At 39.9% G+C, this 19020-nt stretch carries 14 protein-coding genes; 9 read left to right on the forward strand and 5 right to left on the reverse strand.

The window, feature by feature from the left end:
* Positions 1-17 precede the first annotated feature (17 nt).
* Positions 18-4001, reverse strand: coding sequence for a hybrid sensor histidine kinase/response regulator transcription factor (locus ACDG22_RS07905; RefSeq protein ID WP_178270162.1), 3984 nt, complete (start codon positions 3999-4001; stop codon positions 18-20).
* 140 nt (positions 4002-4141) lie between these two features.
* On the reverse strand, positions 4142-7846 hold the full coding sequence (gene purL / locus ACDG22_RS07910; protein WP_178270161.1) for a phosphoribosylformylglycinamidine synthase: 3705 nt from the start codon (positions 7844-7846) through the stop codon (positions 4142-4144).
* A gap of 138 nt (positions 7847-7984) precedes the next feature.
* Here purL and ACDG22_RS07915 point away from each other — a divergent pair, with 138 nt between their 5' ends.
* From ACDG22_RS07915 to ACDG22_RS07940, 6 genes are all read left to right on the forward strand, one after another.
* On the forward strand, positions 7985-8644 hold the full coding sequence (locus tag ACDG22_RS07915; RefSeq protein WP_022125559.1) for a LysE family translocator: 660 nt from the start codon (positions 7985-7987) through the stop codon (positions 8642-8644).
* 1 nt (position 8645) lies between these two features.
* Positions 8646-9194: a DUF4924 family protein gene (locus ACDG22_RS07920; RefSeq protein WP_007569090.1), complete on the forward strand. Its 549-nt coding sequence runs from the start codon at positions 8646-8648 to the stop codon at positions 9192-9194.
* A gap of 13 nt (positions 9195-9207) precedes the next feature.
* A complete protein-coding gene (rfbD, locus tag ACDG22_RS07925) occupies positions 9208-10068 on the forward strand; it encodes a dTDP-4-dehydrorhamnose reductase (protein ID WP_178270160.1) in 861 nt (286 codons plus the stop codon).
* 20 nt (positions 10069-10088) lie between these two features.
* A complete protein-coding gene (locus ACDG22_RS07930; protein ID WP_178270199.1) occupies positions 10089-11663 on the forward strand; it encodes a peptide chain release factor 3 in 1575 nt (524 codons plus the stop codon).
* Positions 11664-12185: 522 nt separating this feature from the next.
* Positions 12186-13403 (forward strand): transposase, encoded by a 1218-nt coding sequence (locus tag ACDG22_RS07935; RefSeq protein ID WP_370858837.1) that lies wholly within the window; start codon positions 12186-12188, stop codon positions 13401-13403.
* Positions 13404-13489: 86 nt separating this feature from the next.
* A complete protein-coding gene (locus ACDG22_RS07940) occupies positions 13490-13741 on the forward strand; it encodes a cyclomaltodextrinase C-terminal domain-containing protein (RefSeq protein WP_270230487.1) in 252 nt (83 codons plus the stop codon).
* Between the two features lie 90 nt (positions 13742-13831).
* Here the strand turns inward: ACDG22_RS07940 and ACDG22_RS07945 are convergent, their stop codons facing one another.
* From ACDG22_RS07945 to ACDG22_RS07955, 3 genes are read right to left on the reverse strand one after another with little or no spacing between them, the layout of a single operon-like run.
* Positions 13832-15001, reverse strand: a complete 1170-nt coding sequence (locus tag ACDG22_RS07945; protein ID WP_118485015.1) for a DUF3843 family protein — start codon at positions 14999-15001, stop codon at positions 13832-13834.
* A 15-nt stretch (positions 15002-15016) separates the two neighbouring features.
* Positions 15017-16192: an MFS transporter gene (locus ACDG22_RS07950; protein ID WP_007569076.1), complete on the reverse strand. Its 1176-nt coding sequence runs from the start codon at positions 16190-16192 to the stop codon at positions 15017-15019.
* Positions 16193-16220: 28 nt separating this feature from the next.
* Complete coding sequence (locus ACDG22_RS07955) at positions 16221-16865, reverse strand: YbjN domain-containing protein (protein ID WP_270230489.1); 645 nt, start codon at positions 16863-16865, stop codon at positions 16221-16223.
* 183 nt (positions 16866-17048) lie between these two features.
* Between ACDG22_RS07955 and ACDG22_RS07960 the strand changes: the two genes are divergently transcribed.
* From ACDG22_RS07960 to ACDG22_RS07970, 3 genes are read left to right on the forward strand one after another with little or no spacing between them, the layout of a single operon-like run.
* Positions 17049-17606 (forward strand): DUF4251 domain-containing protein, encoded by a 558-nt coding sequence (locus tag ACDG22_RS07960; protein WP_270230486.1) that lies wholly within the window; start codon positions 17049-17051, stop codon positions 17604-17606.
* 29 nt (positions 17607-17635) lie between these two features.
* Positions 17636-18289, forward strand: coding sequence for a DUF4136 domain-containing protein (locus tag ACDG22_RS07965; protein ID WP_178601350.1), 654 nt, complete (start codon positions 17636-17638; stop codon positions 18287-18289).
* Positions 18290-18295: 6 nt separating this feature from the next.
* Entirely contained in the window at positions 18296-18937 is a 642-nt protein-coding gene (locus tag ACDG22_RS07970; protein ID WP_270230485.1) for an outer membrane beta-barrel protein, read from the forward strand.
* The last annotated feature ends 83 nt before the right edge of the window (positions 18938-19020 follow it).

Genomic DNA, 19020 nt, shown 5'->3' on the forward strand with positions numbered 1-19020 from the left:
TGTCTTATACTTATTGTTTATTCTTCATTTTTCTTGTATATGCTAGGTGGCACGCCGTAAAATTTCTTGAACGTATCGGTAAAATATTTAGGATCTGCAAATCCCATCATGTCGGCTACTTCGGCTACAGTATACCGCTGGCTTTTGAGAAGAGCAGCTGCCTCTTGCATACGTATATTTCTTATAAAATCATTTGGAGCCATTCCTGTAAGTGCTTTTATCTTGTTATAGAAACTGGTACGACTCATATTCATTCCAGCACAAAGGGTATCTACCGTAAGGTCTTTGCCTAAATTTTCTTTTACCAGTACGGTAACCTTTTGCATGAATTCGTTGTCCAGGTTGGTCGGCATCGGTATATCTTCTGTTTTAGACTCGATATTGACCGACGCTTGCTGAAGTTTCTTGCGTATGATTTCCCTGTTCTCCAATATGTTGCTGATATTGGCTCTCAGCACCATCAGGTCGAAAGGCTTGGTAATGTACATATCAGCCTTTGTTTCCAGTCCGCGGAGAATATCTTTCTTGTCGCCTAAAGCTGTCAGCAGGATGATAGGTATGTGGCTGGTTTCGATATCCGACTTCAGTGTACGGCACATCGTTTCCCCGTCCATAACCGACATCATAACATCCGATATAATCAAGTCGGGTTGCTGAACTTTTATCTTGTCTATTGCCTCTTGACCGTTCTCGGCTCCATCTACCTGATAGATATCCGACAAGCTTTTCATCAGGAATAAACGAAGGCTGGCATTATCTTCTACTATCATGATTCGAGGACTGTCAGGATGAGCCGTAATTTGTGTCTGTTCTGCTTCGGGCATAGGGGCAACTATACCATCTTGCAACAAAACGGTTCTGAGATTCTGATCAACACCTTCATTTCTGTATTGATAATGTTCGCTCTGAATCGGGAAGCTTAACTGGAATGTTGTTCCTACATTTTCTGTACTGCTGAAACTTATTTTTCCTTCATGGTTTTTGATAAGTCTGTAAGTAAGTAGCATGCCAACTCCAGATCCGGTGATAAGCTGATTGGTTGCATTTTTTCCCCTGAATAAGAATTTGAATAATTTTTTCTGGTCTTCTTTAGGAATTCCTATTCCGGTATCTTTTATAGTCAATATCCACCGGTTCTTATTATGGTCTGTTTCTATGGTGACACTTCCTCCTTTTGGTGTATATCTTAATGCGTTGCTCAGCAGATTTTGCAAAATGGAATCTATCTTGTTCTGGTCTATCCAGACTTCCAGACTGGTAAAGCTACTTTTATACTGGAAGTCTATTCCTTTTTGTTCTGCATATGCTTTGAACTGTTGCATATAATTTTGTATATATTGATTCAGTTCATAGCGTACTACTGATATCTTGGAGCTATATAATTCTTCCTTCTGAAAGTCCATCAGGTTGTTTGCCAGCTCCGAAAGATTATCCGTGCTTTGTATGGCAAGGTTCAGGTTGGTTGTACCTTGTTCTGTAAGTTGTTCATTCTTCAGGATTTCTCCTAACGGTGCTTTTATCAACGTCAGCGGCGTACGTATGTCGTGTGCCGTTTGCATGAAAAAGTTGATTTTGGCTTGTGAAATCTGCTTGTCGCGGCGTATCATCTGGTAACGGATAATAGCATAGCTAATTCCGATAATAATCAGGGCGTACAATAGGAATGCCCAGAATGTCATCCAGATAGGGCGTCCGATTAAAATTTGTATTTCACGTTCCTCCAGAATCTGATGGTTGTCCATCAGTATAGCACGCACGCGTAATGTATAATTTCCCGGTGACAGGTTGGTATATCTTATCAGGTTATCGCTTGAAGGTGGTGACCAGCGATCATAAAATCCTTCCAGCTTCCAGCTGTACATGATGTTGGAAGGATTGTCGAAGTTGATAGACGATACGTTCATCGAAAATGTATTCTGATCGTAGTCCAGCTCAATGCATGAAGTTTTGTCCAACGCCTGAGTAAGGGGGGAATTTTTTTCTCCCGGATGTACGGTACGATACATGATACTCAGATCAGAGAATATCATGTGGCTGGAAAATGTTTCCGGAAGCTGAATACTATCGGGTAATACGATGACTCCTTCATTGCTTCCGAATATCATGTAACCGTCGCGCGAATGTATGGCCGCGTTAGGATTAAAGCTGGCAGCCAGCAATCCTTGTTCTTTGGTCCAGTTGATAAACTTGTTGGCCTTTATGTCGAAAAAGGACAGTCCATTTTCTGTTCCAAGATAAAGATCTCCGTTTCTGTCTGGTACGATACTGTATATGTTGTTACTGATTAGTCCACAGTTTTCGTCGTAATATCGGGTTACTTTTCTTGTCTTCTTTTCGAAAATAAATAATCCGTCACCGTACGTACCGAAATATGTATAGTTTCCTGACGGATCATTGTATATCATGTTGATACATTGAATATCAAATTCCGTATCCAGAGGTATGGCTTGTTTTTTTAATTTATCGAATACAAAGACTCCATTGATTGTTCCTATCCATAAAGAATGCTCATCTTTTTGAGTAATACATGTAATAGGATAACCAATGTTGTATTCACAAACCTCCTTTGTCGTCAGGCTATATGATTTTAGTCGGTAAAATCCTCCAATCCAGATAAGTCTTTCATTGTCGCGGTAAATGCTGCGGATATACTTATCTGGCCCTTCTCCTTGCCGGATGTTTTGTTGCTGGAAAAAGGTTACTTCTTTTGTTCTTTTGTCTATTTTATAAATGCTGGACATGTATCCTCCTGCCAGGATGATACCAGGACTGCTTTCGCATAGTGACGTAAATATGTGATTCTCACTTCGTTCTCCATTTGGTGAATGTGATGGTGAGAAGTTTATCCATTTGTTTTCACTTACATCAAAATAACATATACCGTTGCTCGTTGCATACCAGGAATCACCTTCCGAATCTTCCATAACTCCGTTTATACAGTTGTTTGCCAGCGAATTAGTGTAATTGGCTGAGTGCATGAACCATTCGTAAGCAGGATATTTTTCGGTGTATATGGTGATACCTGTTGGATAGATAACATTCCAGATTCGGTTGGCACTATCCATATAAATATCTTTGATGATACTTCCGTTCATCTTATTAGGCTTACGGGTATCTTCTTTCAGAAAGTGATTTAACGTTAATTGTTTCAAGTTCAGTTTATATACTCCGTCACCGTCTGTTGCAATGAGGAGGACATCTTTCTCTTTCTTGCTTGGAATAATCTTGTTTACTCCGATGTCTTTCATGGAGTTGCCTATGCTTTCCAGTTGTTTTTCCTTGATATCGTATATAAACAATTTGTCTAGCAACGTATTTATTATCAATTGCTTGGTCGGGCTATGGTAATATATGTGGTCTATCAGATGAACATTGGGAAGTTGTATCTTCTTTATTTCAGTGAGTTGTTCTCCTTTCAGTTGTACTTCGTATAACAAATGTTCGGATGCGAGATAATATTTGTTTTTCTCAGCCTGAGTTATGCAGATAATTTTATCTGAAATAACAGGTGACAACTGATAATTTTTGCTTTGATGATAATTATATATGTATTGGCTTTGGTTTGTGCAAAACCAAATATTTGCTTCTGAATCCATGTAAACACTGGATATAGGAGCTTTTTTCAGTGCGGGAAATGTTGCCCGTAAGTCGAACGCTAGCTGGAAGGAATCTCTTTGTTCGTCGTAACGAAAAACGAATCCATCTTTGCCGACTTCCCAAATAGTACTGTCTTTATCTGTATAAAGAAAATTCAGATTGGGATAGAAGCTGAGAGGATTGTTGCATCGGTGGAGTTGGTAGTGCTTGAATTGCTTTCCATTATACCGGTCAAGACCTTTGTGAGTAAGAATCCATATATAATTTTGTTTATCTTGCTGGATAGATAAAACTCTTCGGCTGCTGAGTCCATTATCCATATCGATATATTCAAAAATCTGGGCTTGTAGCGGAAGGAAAAACGATAGTAATAAGCACGTTATAATTAGAGTCGTTCGTTTCATTATTATTTGTTTTGTTCCGAGAATGAAATTATGCAAATGTCGGGAAAAAGGCTGATTTCTCAAAACAAAACGAAGAAAAATAAAAGGTGCTGTTTCTTCTGGTAAAAGAACAGCACCTTTTTATAAATCAAGTGATATTTTTATTTCTTATGAGCTTCTACCCATTTGCGTGCATTGACAAAGGCTTCCATCCACGGAGTGATCTGGTCGTTGTCTTTACGGCCTAATGGATAATAAGCGTTTTCCCATGGGAAGCACGCACGTTCCAAGTGTGGCATCATTGCCAGATGACGTCCATCCTGAGAAGCGATACCAGCTACGCTGTAGTCTGAGCCGTTCGGATTACCTGGATATTCGTCATATGAATATTTCAATACCACGTTGTAGTGATCTTCCGGATAAGGCAATGAGAACTTACCTTCTCCATGAGCTACCCAGATACCCAGTTTTGAACCACTCAAAGATCCGAACATTACACTGCGGTTCATCGGTACTGTTACACCCAAGAATGCTGATTCGAATTTGTGAGAGTCGTTGTGCAGCATCTTGCCTTTTTTCTTGTCTTCCGGAGTAATCAGACCAAGTTCCATCATCAACTGGCAACCGTTGCAAACACCCAGTGACAGTGTATCTTCACGAGCGTAGAAATTGTCGAGGGCTGCTTTAGCTTTCGGATTAAACAAGAAGCTTCCCGCCCAACCTTTTGCAGATCCTAATACGTCTGAGTTGGAGAAACCACCACAGTAAACTACCATGTTGATGTCTTCCAAAGTTTCTCGTCCGCTTACCAGGTCAGTCATGGTAACATCTTTCACATCGAATCCAGCCAAGTAGAGCATGTATGCCATTTCGCGTTCACCGTTGGTTCCTTTTTCACGGATAATGGCAGCTTTGATTCCACTTGGTGTACGACGGTCGGGATTAAGGCCGAACTGTGATAATTTACCAGTGAATGATTTATCGAATACAACTTCCAAAGGTTGTTGCTTATAGTTTTCGAAACGTTTCTTGGCACATCCGTTCATACTCTGTTTGCGGTCGAGCAGATATGAAGTAGAATACCATACATCGCGCAGATAATCAATGCCGAACTGATAAGTTGCATCGTGTTTAGTTACTAAGATATGACGTTCTTCTGTAGGAACACCAATCTTGACATAACCTACACCGGCTTCGTCCAGAATCTTCTTTACTTCAGATTTGTGTTTGTCTGCTACCTGAATGATAACACCTGGGTTTTCAGCAAACAAAATCTTGACGATATCATCGCACTTAATTTTGTCGAGGTTGATTTCCATACCACTTTCTGTGTTAGCGAAACACATTTCAAGTAAAGTAGTAATCATACCTCCGGCTGAAATATCGTGTCCGGCAAGAATCAGTTGTTTGTCTACCAGTTCTTGAATAGCAAGGAAGGCATCGCGGAAGTATTCCGGATTCTGTACGGTTGGTACGTCGTCACCAACTTTATTCAGTGACTGAGCGAATGCAGAACCACCTAAACGAAGTTCGTCAAAACTGAAGTCGATGTGGTAGAAAGTTGACTTGTCTTTGTTGACCATAACTGGAGAAACAACCTTCTTGACATCCGAAACTTCTCCTCCTGCAGAAACTATAACAGTTCCCGGGCTGATGATTTTTTCTCCGTTCGGATATTTCTGAGTCATTGACAAAGAGTCTTTACCAGTAGGCACATTGATTTGTAATGCGCAGCAGAAATCAGACAGAGCTTTTACTGCTGTATACAAACGTGCATCTTCACCTTCCTGTGAGCGGCAAGGCCACATCCAGTTGGCTGATAAAGAAATACTGTCGAGTCCTTCTGCCATAGGAGCCCATACAATATTGGTCAGAGCTTCTGAAACAGCAAGTACAGAACCTGCAGCAGGATTTGCCAATGCAGCCTGAGGTGCATGACCTAATGCTGTTGCAATACCCTTTTCTCCACGATAATCAAGAGCTACAACACCACAGTCGCTCAACGGCAACTGGAGTTCACCCTGGCACTGCTGGCGTGCAATCTTACCTGTAACTGAACGGTCTACCTTGTTGGTTAACCAGTCTTTACAAGCTACTGCTTCCAATTGCAGTACCTGACGGATATATTCATTTAATTTTGCAGTATCGTATGATACATTTTCATAATGACGTTCTACAGTCTTGTCTACCATGTATGTTTTAGGAGAAGAACCAAACATCTGGTCTACTGCCAAGTCGAACGGACGTACGCCATCAGCTTGTTCGAATGCAAAACGGTGATCGCCTGTTGTTTCTCCAACAACGTACATAGGAGAACGTTCGCGGTCGGCAATCTTCTGTACATGTTCGATTGCTTTTTCATCAATCAGCAATCCCATACGTTCTTGAGATTCGTTGGCAATAATTTCTTTTGCAGACAATGTTTCGTCGCCGATAGGAAGCTTGTCCATGTGAATCAGACCACCACAATCTTCTACTAACTCAGACAAACAGTTAACGTGTCCGGCCGATCCGTGGTCGTGGATAGAAACAATCGGATTTTCATCTTCTTCACACAATGCGCGTACTACGTTATAAGCACGTTTCTGCATTTCTGCATTGGCACGCTGTACAGCGTTCAACTCGATACCTGAAGAATAACGTCCTGTTTCTACAGATGATACAGAACCACCACCTAAACCGATGCGGTAGTTATCACCACCCATCACAACTACTTTATTACCAGCTTCGGGAGAACCCTTCAAGCAGTCGCGTTGTGTACCGTATCCAACACCTCCGGCAAGCATGATTACTTTATCGTAAGCATATTTTTCATTGTTTTCCTGGTGTTCGAAAGTAAGTACAGAACCACAAATAAGTGGCTGACCAAATTTGTTACCGAAGTCAGAAGCACCATTCGACGCTTTAATCAGGATTTGTTCAGGAGTCTGATACAGCCATTTGCGTACAGGAAGGATATTTTCCCATTCACGGCCTTCGTCTGTACGTGGGTATGAAGTCATATAAACAGCAGTTCCCGCAATAGGCCATGAACCTTTACCACCGCCCATACGGTCACGGATTTCTCCTCCTGTACCTGTAGAAGCACCATTAAATGGTTCTACGGTTGTCGGGAAGTTGTGTGTCTCTGCTTTCAGAGAGATAACTGTTTTTATATCTTTGATGATGAAATAATCGGAAGTTGAGTGATCCTTTGGAGCAAATTGTTCTACTACCGGACCTTCAGCAAATGCCACATTATCTTTGTAGGCAGAAATGATTTTGTTAGGATTTTCTTGAGTGGTTTTTTTGATCATCTGGAAAAGTGATGATTCCATTTCCTGTCCGTCGATGATAAATGTTCCACCAAATATTTTGTGGCGGCAGTGTTCTGAGTTGATTTGTGCAAATCCGAAAACTTCAGAGTCTGTCAGTTTTCTACCCAGGTCTTTTTCTACTTTCAGCAGATAGTCCATTTCTTCACGTGAAAGTGCAAGACCTTCCTGTTCGTTATATTCTTCTAGGTTCTCAATGTAAACGATTGGCTGAGGCTTAATGTTTACATCGAATATTTTTTGATCCAGCCCGTGATACATACGTTGCAGCATCGGGTCATGATCTGCGTTTTCATCTTTTACCGGAAAATATTCCTCGATACGGCGGATGCCTTCCAGACCCATGTTTTGAGTAATTTCGACGGCATTTGTACTCCACGGAGTAATCATTTCACGTCGTGGACCGATGAACCAGCCTTTAAGGTTTTCTTCCACTTCTACAGTAGCGTCGCTGTACAGCCAACATAATTTCTTGATGTCTTCAGAGTTCAGTTCTTTACTACATTCGGTAGCAATTACACTGTTAGTGGGTGTTCTGAAAAATAGAATCATAGCACTTGTTTATGTTTGTTAAAATGATAATCTTATTATCGGAATAATGCAGTGCAAAGTTACATAAACTCCTTTTTGTACGAAAGAAAAACGAAACGAAATATAGGTACTTTATAAAAAAAGTAGCATCTTTGCACTATGAATTGGATAGAACAGGTTACTATACTGGATTTATTGGTGAAAGGGTTTATTGTTGGGGTAGTGGTTTCAGCTCCTCTTGGACCTGTGGGCGTACTTTGTATTCAGCGGACACTGAACAAGGGACGCTGGTTTGGTTTTGTAACAGGTTTGGGAGCTGCCTTAAGCGATATATGTTACGCCTTGATAACAGGGTACGGCATGAGCTTTATGGATGAACTGATTCTTAAACACCAGATTTTTCTTCAGATTGTTGGTAGTATAATGTTGCTGGCTTTCGGTATATATACTTTTCGCAGTAATCCGGTAAAATCTCTTCGCCCCACTTCTGCCAATCGTGGTACTTATCTTCATAATTTTATTACTGCTTTTTTTGTTACATTCTCCAACCCATTGATAATCTTTCTTTTTATTGGTTTGTTTGCCCGCTTTTCGTTTGTAATGCCGGGTAGTCCGTTGGGATTTCAATTGGTGGGATATCTCGCTATTATCATAGGAGCCTTGACATGGTGGTTTGGCATTACCTATTTTGTAAATAAGGTACGTACACGCTTTAATGTACGAGGTATTTGGATCTTGAATCGTATTATCGGCGTGGTAGTGATAATTGCTTCGATTATTGGTATCGTATTGGCTATTGCAGGAAAATCTTTATCTTGATATGTATATTTCTCAACAATTAAAACAACAGAATATTGCCGAATACCTGCTGTATATGTGGCAGGTGGAAGATTTGATTCGTGCTAACGGTTTTGATATAGAGCGGATTAAAAAAAATATTGTAGAGCCTTATCCTTCATTGTCTGAAGAGCAGAAAAAAGCATTGATACAATGGTATGCCGATCTTATTAATATGATGCATGATGAGGGTGTGATGGAAAAAGGGCATATCCAGATTAATAAAAATATAATCGTCTGGTTGACTGATTTGCATTTGCGTTTGCTGGCTTCTCCTAAATTTCCGTATTATAGCGCAGCTTATTATAAAGCCTTGCCTTTTATTGTGGAATTACGCTCAAAAGGAGCCGATAAAGATGTGCCTGAACTTGAAACTTGTTTTGATGCCATGTATGGTGTCCTGATGTTGAAGCTTCAGAAAAAGGAAATTACCGAAGGCACACAGAAAGCATTGAAAGTAATAGGAGATTTACTGGCTATGCTTGCCGGATATTATATAAAGGATAAACAGGGAGAACTGGATCTGGAATAAATCAAATAGTGAGATGAAGAATATTTTGATTACAGGAGCAAACGGACAATTGGGTAATGAAATGCGTTTGCTTGCAGAGGTTAATAAAGAGTATACATACTTTTTTACAGATGTTGCTGAACTGGATATATGTGATGAGCAGGCTGTGATGAATTTCGTAACTGATCATCAAATAGATATTATTGTGAATTGCGCAGCATATACTGCTGTTGATAAAGCGGAAGATGATAGAGAACTTTGTGACAAGCTGAATCATTTTGCTCCGGGATATTTGGCAAAGGCTATTCAAAGCCGTGGAGGATATCTGGTACAGGTTTCTACCGATTATGTTTTCGATGGGACTGCGCATATTCCTTATAAGGAAGAACAGGCTACTTGTCCTGACTCTGTTTATGGAACGACTAAACTTGCCGGTGAACAGGAGGCTATGAAATATTGTTCCAATACGATGATTATCCGTACTGCGTGGTTATATTCTACTTTCGGAAATAACTTCGTGAAGACTATGATTCGTTTGGGTAAGGAAAAAGAAGCATTAGGAGTAATATTCGATCAGATTGGAACTCCTACTTATGCGTGTGATCTGGCTGTTGCTATTTTTGCAGCTATCAATAAAGGTATTGTTCCAGGTATATATCATTATAGTAATGAAGGAGTTTGTTCGTGGTACGATTTTACTCAGATGATTCATCATCTGGCTGGTATTGGAACTTGTAAACTTAGACCTCTTCATACGGAAGAATATCCTACAAAGGCGAACCGTCCTCATTATTCCGTACTCGATAAAACGAAAATTAAGGAAACGTATGGTATAGAAATTCCTTATTGGGTAGACAGCCTGAAAGAATGTATCGATAAACTGTTATCAAGATAAATAAAAAGGTAAATAGATAAATAAGAATGAACGCTGAAATAGAAAGAAGACGTACATTTGCGATTATTGCGCATCCGGATGCCGGTAAGACTTCGTTGACTGAAAAGTTATTGCTTTTCGGTGGACAGATTCAGGTGGCTGGAGCTGTTAAGTCGAATAAGATTAAGAAAACTGCGACATCCGACTGGATGGACATCGAAAAGCAACGTGGTATATCTGTAACAACTTCTGTGATGGAGTTTGATTATCACGACTATAAAATCAACATTCTAGATACTCCGGGACACCAGGACTTTGCGGAAGATACTTACCGTACACTTACTGCTGTAGATAGTGTTATTATTGTTGTGGATGGTGCAAAGGGTGTGGAAACGCAGACACGTAAGCTGATGGAAGTATGTCGTATGCGTAACACTCCTGTTATTATTTTCGTCAACAAGATGGACCGTGAAGCAAAAGATCCGTTCGACTTGTTGGATGAACTGGAAGAAGAACTGGTTATCAATGTTCGTCCTCTGACATGGCCTATTGAAAGCGGTCCTCGTTTTAAGGGGGTATATAACATCTACGAACAGAAGTTGAATTTGTTTCAGCCTTCCAAGCAGGTAGTGACTGAAAAAGTAGAAGTTGATATCCATACAGAAGACCTGGATAATCATATTGGTACACCACTTGCTGATAAATTGCGTGGTGAGCTGGAACTGATTGACGGAGTATATCCGGCTTTCAATGTAGACGAATACCTGAAAGGCGAATTGGCACCTGTATTTTTCGGTTCTGCATTAAATAACTTCGGTGTGCAGGAATTGTTGGATTGTTTCGTCGAAATTGCACCTAGTCCTCGTCCAGTACAAGCAGAAGAGCGTGCTGTAATGCCAGATGAGCCAAAGTTTACAGGTTTTGTCTTTAAGATTACGGCAAATATTGACCCGAACCATCGTTCATGTGTTGCTTTCTGTAAGGTTTGTTCGGGTAAGTTTACTCGTAATACGCCTTATTTACATGTACGCCATAACAAGACGATGCGTTTTTCTTCGCCTACTCAGTTTATGGCACAGCGTAAGACTACGGTCGATGAGGCTTGGGCTGGTGATATTATTGGATTACCTGATAACGGAACATTTAAGATCGGAGATACATTGACCGAAGGAGAAGTGCTTCATTTTAAAGGCTTGCCCAGCTTCTCTCCTGAAATGTTCAAGTATATAGAAAATGCTGACCCGATGAAAACCAAGCAGTTGAATAAGGGTATTGATCAGCTGATGGACGAAGGTGTTGCTCAGTTGTTTGTCAATCAGTTTAATGGTCGAAAGATTATCGGAACAGTAGGTCAGTTGCAGTTTGAAGTTATTCAGTATCGTCTGGAGAATGAATACAATGCTAAGTGCCGTTGGGAACCTATCAGTCTGTATAAAGCATGCTGGATAGAAAGTGATGATCCGGCTGAACTGGAAGCCTTCAAGAAACGTAAATACCAGTATATGGCGAAAGACCGTGAGGGACGTGATGTATTCCTGGCCGATAGCGGTTATGTTCTTCAGATGGCCCAGATGGACTTCAAGCATATTAAATTCCATTTTACGAGTGAGTTTTAAAGGAATCTGTTATAGTTAGAAGAATCACTTCAGGAAGAAAGACTTTTCAAAATAAAATATTAAAATACTATGTTCTGATTTGATTCTGAAATGATATGAAAACCGGATGCATGTTTCATTGAAATATGTATCCGGTTTCTTTTTATGCATAAATATTTTTATACATTGTTGTTTTCGCATTCTCTATATGTAGAAGATCAAAAGACTTTAAATAGAGTATTTTTACAGAATATATTCTTGATATAAATCAAGTAAAATATGCTAATACTTGATTTTTAACTATTTCTATTTTTACAATACTTCGGTAAATTTTTACCGAAAAATTAAAAGTTAAACAATAAAACCGGCAAAAGTCGGTTCGGAAACACTAAAGAGGTCATTGAAATGTTGTCAAAAACGAATGGTTAAGCATGAAGAAATGTGCTGAAAAAAAGAGAGCTAACCTGCTGATAATAAAGGTAAAAAAGTATTGCATAATTCGCTGGTTTTTAGTAAATTAGAAATCTCTGAACTCTTCTGATTATGACTAAAGAAACACTCCTTATGCAATACCAATCCGAGTGCCTGTCGGCTCTCAAATCAGTAGCGAATATACAAAAACCTTTTGAAAAAACGTTCATGGACACCATGAAATTATTCATGGCCATCCCGGATCGTATAAACTTCCTCCAATTGGGCAGATATGGCTGTTTCTCAGAACAGACTTATCGTAACCTTTTTGAGCATGAAACTTTCGACTGGTTTGCATTCAACGGCTCTATCATCAGCAAGCATCTCACAGGCAAAAGAAAAGCCATTGCCATCGACCCTTCCTATATTCCCAAATCAGGCAAGAAGACACCTTGGATAGGTTGCTTCTGGTCCGGTTGTGCAGGAGAATACAAGCGAGGATTGGAAATCATGGGCATCGGTGTCATTGACATCGACAACCATGAATGCATGACTTTAGGTTCCATCCAGACGCCGGATTGTAAAACCTTGGATAATATGGACAAGAACCTCGTTGACTGGTACAGCAGCTATCTTATCAGTAGAAAAGACAAGATACAGAGTATTTCCGGAACGGTGGTTGCAGACGCATTCTTTTCCAAGGAAACATTCATAACGCCTATGTGTGAGAACGATTTCCATGTCATCAGCCGCTTTCGGAATGACGTGGTCATGTACTGTCCGACATTGGAAAAGAAAACAGGAAAACGGGGTCATCCCAAGTGGTTTGACGGCAGGATTGACTTTGCCAATCTGGATCTGACCCGGTGCAAGGAATACGAGGTGAACAAAGGAAAGCTATACGGATTGAGGGTATATGCAAAAGCTCTCAAAAGGTATGTTTCCTTAGCCGTCTGGTATCCGATGGACGGGAGGACAGACAAGTGGCAGCTTTACTTCTCTACAGACGATTCCATGGATGGACGCGAGGTGCTGGATTATTACAGAACCAGGTTCCAACTGGAATTTTGCTTTAGAGATGGCAAGCAGCATGCAGGAATCACCAACTGCCAGTCTACCGACTTCAGGAAATTGGATTTTCACTTCAATGCATCGCTTGCTGCTGTCAACTTGGCCAAAGCGGCATGTAAGAGGCTCGGAATAACCTATTCCATATCCTCCTGCAAGTCTTTCATACACAATGCTTATATGCTTGAACGATTTATTTGCGTGTTTGGGATTAGCCCAGACCCGCAAGTTATTGACAAACTTTTCAAAGAACTCATTTTATTTACTGCCAGAGCCGCTTAGGCTTGGCGAATTTTTAACGAACTATTGTTTTTATAAATGCTTCATTAAATTTTATCTTTGCGGCGCAAAACTAAAAACTTAACAAGATGTCAGAAAGCAAAACTGTAAAGTATCATATTCCGGAACAAGGAATATATTTGTATGCTCGTACAAGTGAAGGTAAAACAGAAATGATTGTCTTGAACAGTACGGATAGAGAGCAAGTTCTGCCAAGTAGTCATTATCAAGCTTTGACAAAAGAATCTAAGGAAGGAAAGATTGTTTCAACAGGTAAGAAAATTGATTTTACAGAGAATCTTACTTTGTCTGCTCGTCAGTCATTGGTAATCGAATTTTAATAAGACTGATTAGATTTATATAAAACAGAGAGGTGAAAGGAGTCTTGAAAAAGATATTTTCACCTCTCTGTTTTTATTATACAATTGAGATTAATCTCCCCGATAATAATATAATAAAGAATGTCTGGCTATGAAGTCTGCGTTCTGCTGTACCAGTTCTTTTTCTGTTCCGTCGGGTAGTTGTGCGTCGGGAATAAGTTTGTTGTTTATGCAGTGTATCAATAGGTCGGGTGGACAAAGCATTTCTTCTGTAAGCATCCGGAAAGCATTTGCTTGTGCTTTTTCGCTGTCATAAAGTGGGTTTTCCCGATCAGCAATATATTCACAGATATCTTTCGCAAGCAATACTCCTTTTTCTGGTTCTGTCATTAAAATGAAATTTTTATATTCTTTCATTTGAGGGAGAGTATGGTTGTCATCATCCTGCCATTTGAGAACATTTACCAGAAAGCGGCGTAGTTCGGTGTAACCGTTCAGATAAACAATTCTCTTGCCATTTGTACCTTCAATAAAATTACGGTATATTTCCCGATTCTTGTCCTGAATTTCTTGTGGAATTTCAGGGTTGCCGGTAAAGAGTCCGTTTATTTGTTTCCAGGCATCTGACGTTGTAAGCAGGGAAATCCATTCATGCAGGAACAATGCCAGTGGGCCGACAGGTACAATAAAACGGTCATTTGGAGCAATTTGTTCGATATAAGGCAGCATCGAAGGCTCTGTCAGATAATTATCTCCGAATAGCCATGTCAGTTTACGGTCTGCTTCTACAGCGGTGCCCGGATGGTCGAAATAATGATTTAAGGATTCATTTTCGGGAGCATTTTCATAAGCTTCCTCCAAGATTCCGTAAAAGATTCCTGCCTGTTCTTCAATAGCGTGTTCATTGGGATTTATATATGTCTTTTCGTGCAGAGAAGCTGCTTTCTGCCATGTATTCCAAATGATAAAACGGATATCTTCCTCGTTTATTTCATCAGCTACGTAATTGGAGTTTGTAGGGTAAAAGGGAAGATACTTGCCGTACAAACGTTTGTGTTCGGCTGTAAAACTTTGCCATAATCCTAATTCTGATATCTGATCTTCCAGATAGGCAGCAATGTACATACTTAATTTTTTACGGAAAATATCCGGTAGTGTGGTTAATGTACAAGCACCATATAGTTTGTTCGACAGGTTTACAAAATAACTGTCTGAAGGTTGTACGGCTGTATATGGATGTATTTTCAGCCAGTCGTTGGTATAAATCTGAAGTTTATTCATGGCAGTGGAAATGAATTAATGTTTAGAAAAGGCAGTAATCAGTAATGAACAACTTGCCAGACAGATACCTACACCTGTAACTCCAGCCCATCCGAACTGGTGCCAGAATGTACCGGCAAGGAATGTTCCAAGTGATCCTCCCAGAAAATATGTTGTCATGAAAATAGTATTGACTCTGTTCGAGGCTTGTGGAACGAGCGACAATGCACAAGTCTGATTGCTTATCTGTACACACTGCATACCGATATCAATCAGAATAATACCGGCTATGATTCCGATATAGCTGTCCTGAAAAAAATAGAGGATAAGCCATGAGAGAATCATGATGCTGCAACCTATGTAATTGAACATTCTAATTCCCAGTATACGTACAAACTTACCGACAAAGGAAGCAGTCATAGCTCCGGCAATACCACATAAACCAAGCATACCGATGACATTGTTTCCGGCGTAGAAAGGAGCTCCGCTCATTTTAAAGGCCAGGCATGCCCATAAAGTAAGAAAACATCCAAAACAGATTCCGGCACGTAGAGAAACCAGTCGCAGTGTAGCATTTTCCTTTACCAAAGTAAATACAGATTTCATTAGTCCGGTGTAAGTACCTTTATAGTTAGAAGGCATGTCAGGCAATATGCGGACAATAACGAATATGCAGATAAGCATTAATACAGAAGCAATGTAAAAAATGGTTCTCCATCCCCAGTATTCTCCCACAATACCACTTACAACCCGCGAGCCAAGGATTCCTGTCAGCAGTCCGCTTACCAGAACTCCTACATTTTGTGCTTTCTTTTCCGGCTGTGAAAACTGTGCTGCTATCGGAATGAAAATCTGTGGCATGACAGAGCAGATGCCCGTAATCAGCGAAGCCAGTAAAACAAAATAAATGTTTTGGGCTACAGCAAATCCCGACATGCTTACGGAAAGTAACAGGAAGTTGATAACAATGATGTTACGGCGTTTATATAAATCTCCAAGGGGAATAATGAATAACAATCCAAGCGCATAACCGATTTGGGTAGTCATTGGAATCAGGTTCGCTGTAAACTCAGAAACCCGTAAGTCCTCACTTATTTTATTTAGCAATGGTTGGTTATAATACAGATTGGCAACGGATATTCCTGCAATAATAGCCAGCATCCACAATAGTGATGCTGGGATTCCTTTATTTTCTTCTAAAACTCGTTTCATGCCGCAAATTTACGTATTTTTTGCGAGCTTATTCTGTTTTTGTCTCGATAGGAACTGTATTTTCTTTGTATGCGGCAAATCCTTTTACCTTTACCCGTTCTTTCTTTTCTTCTTCTGCTACGGCAGTATTGCCCAGTTGGTTCATGTATTCTTTTATAGCATTGTGGGTGTCGAAGAAATAGTCGAGCAACATTTTTAAGTGGTCTTCCAGTTCACCTTCGTTGGGTGAGAAAAAAGTGTGGCAGTGTGAATGGATTCCTACGGTCTTTTCATCTTCATCTACCATAAAAACTGTTGTAACCAATGAATTGACATTGACCAGATTGATGATTTCTTTCAGGTAAGGAAAAGCCTCGTTGTCAGTATTGATTGATCTCCACCAAGGATTCCATATCATGATGAAACGGTTTTCCTCTTCGGCGGCGATATAAAAATCATCTCCCTGATATTTAAATGTAACATGTCCTTCATTGTTTATTTCAGGCTGACAGCCGATTTTTTTCAGCACGCTGATAACAAGTTCTTGTGTACTTATGCTCTCTAGCTCTGTCTTTGTCATACGTTCTAAATGTTCCAGACGTTTCTTCCGGATGTTCATTGTTTTCAATACGAGCAGGACTACGGGCCACATGGTCAGTGCGATGACGGCTATCAGGATGGTGATGTCTGTTATGTTATTCATAATTAGAGATTTTTAGGTTACATATAAAAGATTGCTTTGTGTTTCTCTAAAGATACTAATTATAAATGTGAAAAGAATTTTTTATCAGGCTTTTATACTTTTTTAAATGATATGTATACAGCAAAAGAGCAATATATTTGTTTTATAATTGAAACTTTTAAAAAGAAGAAGCTTATGAAAAAGATTGTATTATTTATGATAATGACCTTGACCTTATTGGCGGGGCATATTCAGGCACAAGACACAGAGAAGAAGTTGTCTCGTGAAGAGAAAAAAGCTTTGCAAGAACAGTTGGATAGCTTGTTTGCTGTCGAAGCTATACAGGCTATTAATGAAAAGGCTTTTACATTGGAAGCCGACCAGGTTGTATTTAAATACGGCAATATGGCTTACGTTAATTCGAATACCAATTTTGTTTCCGTAAAAGGCGATAAAGCTGTAGTGCAGGTGGCATTCAATATACCTGTCGGTGGTCCGAACGGAATAGGTGGCGTAACTGTTGATGGCAGTGTTTCCGATTATGAAGTAAAGACTGATAAAAAAGGAAATCTTTCACTTTCGATGAATGTAATGGGAACAGGTATTTCTGCCCGGGTAAATATCAGTATGCCGAAGGGAACAAACAAAGCTACGGTGGAAATCAATCCTAATTTCAATTCCAACCGAATGACGTTGAACGGAGTGGTTTTGCCTATACAGAAAAGCAGTGTCTTTAAGGGACGTTCATTGTGATATTTGTAAATATAATGAATTTAAGACTTATGAAAAAGATTTTATTTATTATGGCTTGCATGACGGGAGTATTTATGGCGTCGTGCGAAAAAGATCCAGATATGGGAGAACTGGATGCAGATCTGGTGGTATATACAGACCATGACAGTAATACAGACTTCAGTAGTTTTCAGACTTATTTCTTGCCGGATAGTATTTTGGAAGCAAGTGGAGTACATGCTTCATACTGGAAGGATGAGAATGCTAAAATGATTATCAGCGCGGTAGAAAGTCAGATGAATCGTCGGGGATATGAACGTATTACTGACCCGGAATTAAAAGAACAGGCAAATATAGGTTTGCAGCTCTCATATGTTTCACAAACCAATCAGGTGATAACTGGTGGTGGCTATTGGGGCGATCCGTTTGGCGGCTGGTGGAGCAGTGGCTTTTGGGGACCCTGGTGGAGTGGATGGTATTATTCATATCCTGTAACTTATAGCTATGATACTAATACGCTGGTTATGGAAATAGTCGACTTGACTGATAAAAGTGAAGATGGCACTCAGAAAAAGCTTCCGGTTGTATGGTATGCCAGTGCATCCGGCTTCCAGTATAACAATAGTAAAATAAACATGCAGCTATTACTGAATGGAGTTGATCAGGCTTTCAATCAGTCTACTTATATCAATACTGAAAAATAATGGAGGATGGTAATAATGAAAACAAATAGTATATTCAAAAAACTGGCCTTGGCATTCTGTGCTTTGGCTATGTTTGCAACGCAAAGCTACGCTCAGTGGGATTCTCAAAAGGCACATCTTATTGTTGATTGGCAGATGAATGCACCGGTTTCTACAGATTTTGCCGATAAGATAAGCGGATGGGGAATGAATTTTGAAGGGCTGTATGAGTTGACACCTCGTTGGTCGGTAGGAGCCTTTATTAATTTTCATACCAATCATAAATATATAGGCAGACAGACACTTCAGCTATCTCCAACTGAGGCGTTGACAACAGATCAGCAGCGCTCAGCCTATCAGTTACCTTTTGGTGCAAGTGTTTCCTATAATTTGTATAACGGCAGATATGTGAAACCGTATGTTGGTGTAAAACTGGGAGCTGCTTTTACTCGTTATACTACATACTACGGTACAGAAGGAGTATACGATGACGGATGGGGATTTTATGCCTCTCCAGAACTTGGCTTAAAAATATATCCTTCTCCTTATCGCCGCTTTGGTTTCCACATAGCAGGATATTATAATTATATGACTAATGAAATGTCAACGCTTACTGGAGATGTGACAGGACAAAGTAATGTCGGTTTTCGTTTGGGTGTAATCTTTTAATTCCTGAGATTTACACGTTTTTATAAAAGGCTCTATCATTCCAACAAGTGGGGAACTGATAGAGCCTTTTGGCTTTCTGTAAT

This window comes from Phocaeicola coprocola, from assembly GCF_041333015.1.
In the GTDB taxonomy this organism is placed as follows: domain Bacteria; phylum Bacteroidota; class Bacteroidia; order Bacteroidales; family Bacteroidaceae; genus Phocaeicola; species Phocaeicola coprocola.

What these genes read in the sequence shown, in the direction of transcription:
- ACDG22_RS07935 (WP_370858837.1), top strand. Translation starts at nt 12,186, where the DNA reads ATGACTAAAGAAACACTCCTTATGCAATACCAATCCGAGTGCCTGTCG.
- ACDG22_RS07915 (WP_022125559.1), top strand. Translation starts at nt 7,985, where the DNA reads ATGAATTGGATAGAACAGGTTACTATACTGGATTTATTGGTGAAAGGG.
- ACDG22_RS07950 (WP_007569076.1), bottom strand. Translation starts at nt 16,192, where the DNA reads ATGAAACGAGTTTTAGAAGAAAATAAAGGAATCCCAGCATCACTATTG.
- ACDG22_RS07945 (WP_118485015.1), bottom strand. Translation starts at nt 15,001, where the DNA reads ATGAATAAACTTCAGATTTATACCAACGACTGGCTGAAAATACATCCA.
- ACDG22_RS07920 (WP_007569090.1), top strand. Translation starts at nt 8,646, where the DNA reads ATGTATATTTCTCAACAATTAAAACAACAGAATATTGCCGAATACCTG.
- ACDG22_RS07905 (WP_178270162.1), bottom strand. Translation starts at nt 4,001, where the DNA reads ATGAAACGAACGACTCTAATTATAACGTGCTTATTACTATCGTTTTTC.
- purL (WP_178270161.1), bottom strand. Translation starts at nt 7,846, where the DNA reads ATGATTCTATTTTTCAGAACACCCACTAACAGTGTAATTGCTACCGAA.
- rfbD (WP_178270160.1), top strand. Translation starts at nt 9,208, where the DNA reads ATGAAGAATATTTTGATTACAGGAGCAAACGGACAATTGGGTAATGAA.
- ACDG22_RS07960 (WP_270230486.1), top strand. Translation starts at nt 17,049, where the DNA reads ATGAAAAAGATTGTATTATTTATGATAATGACCTTGACCTTATTGGCG.
- ACDG22_RS07965 (WP_178601350.1), top strand. Translation starts at nt 17,636, where the DNA reads ATGAAAAAGATTTTATTTATTATGGCTTGCATGACGGGAGTATTTATG.
- ACDG22_RS07970 (WP_270230485.1), top strand. Translation starts at nt 18,296, where the DNA reads ATGGTAATAATGAAAACAAATAGTATATTCAAAAAACTGGCCTTGGCA.
- ACDG22_RS07940 (WP_270230487.1), top strand. Translation starts at nt 13,490, where the DNA reads ATGTCAGAAAGCAAAACTGTAAAGTATCATATTCCGGAACAAGGAATA.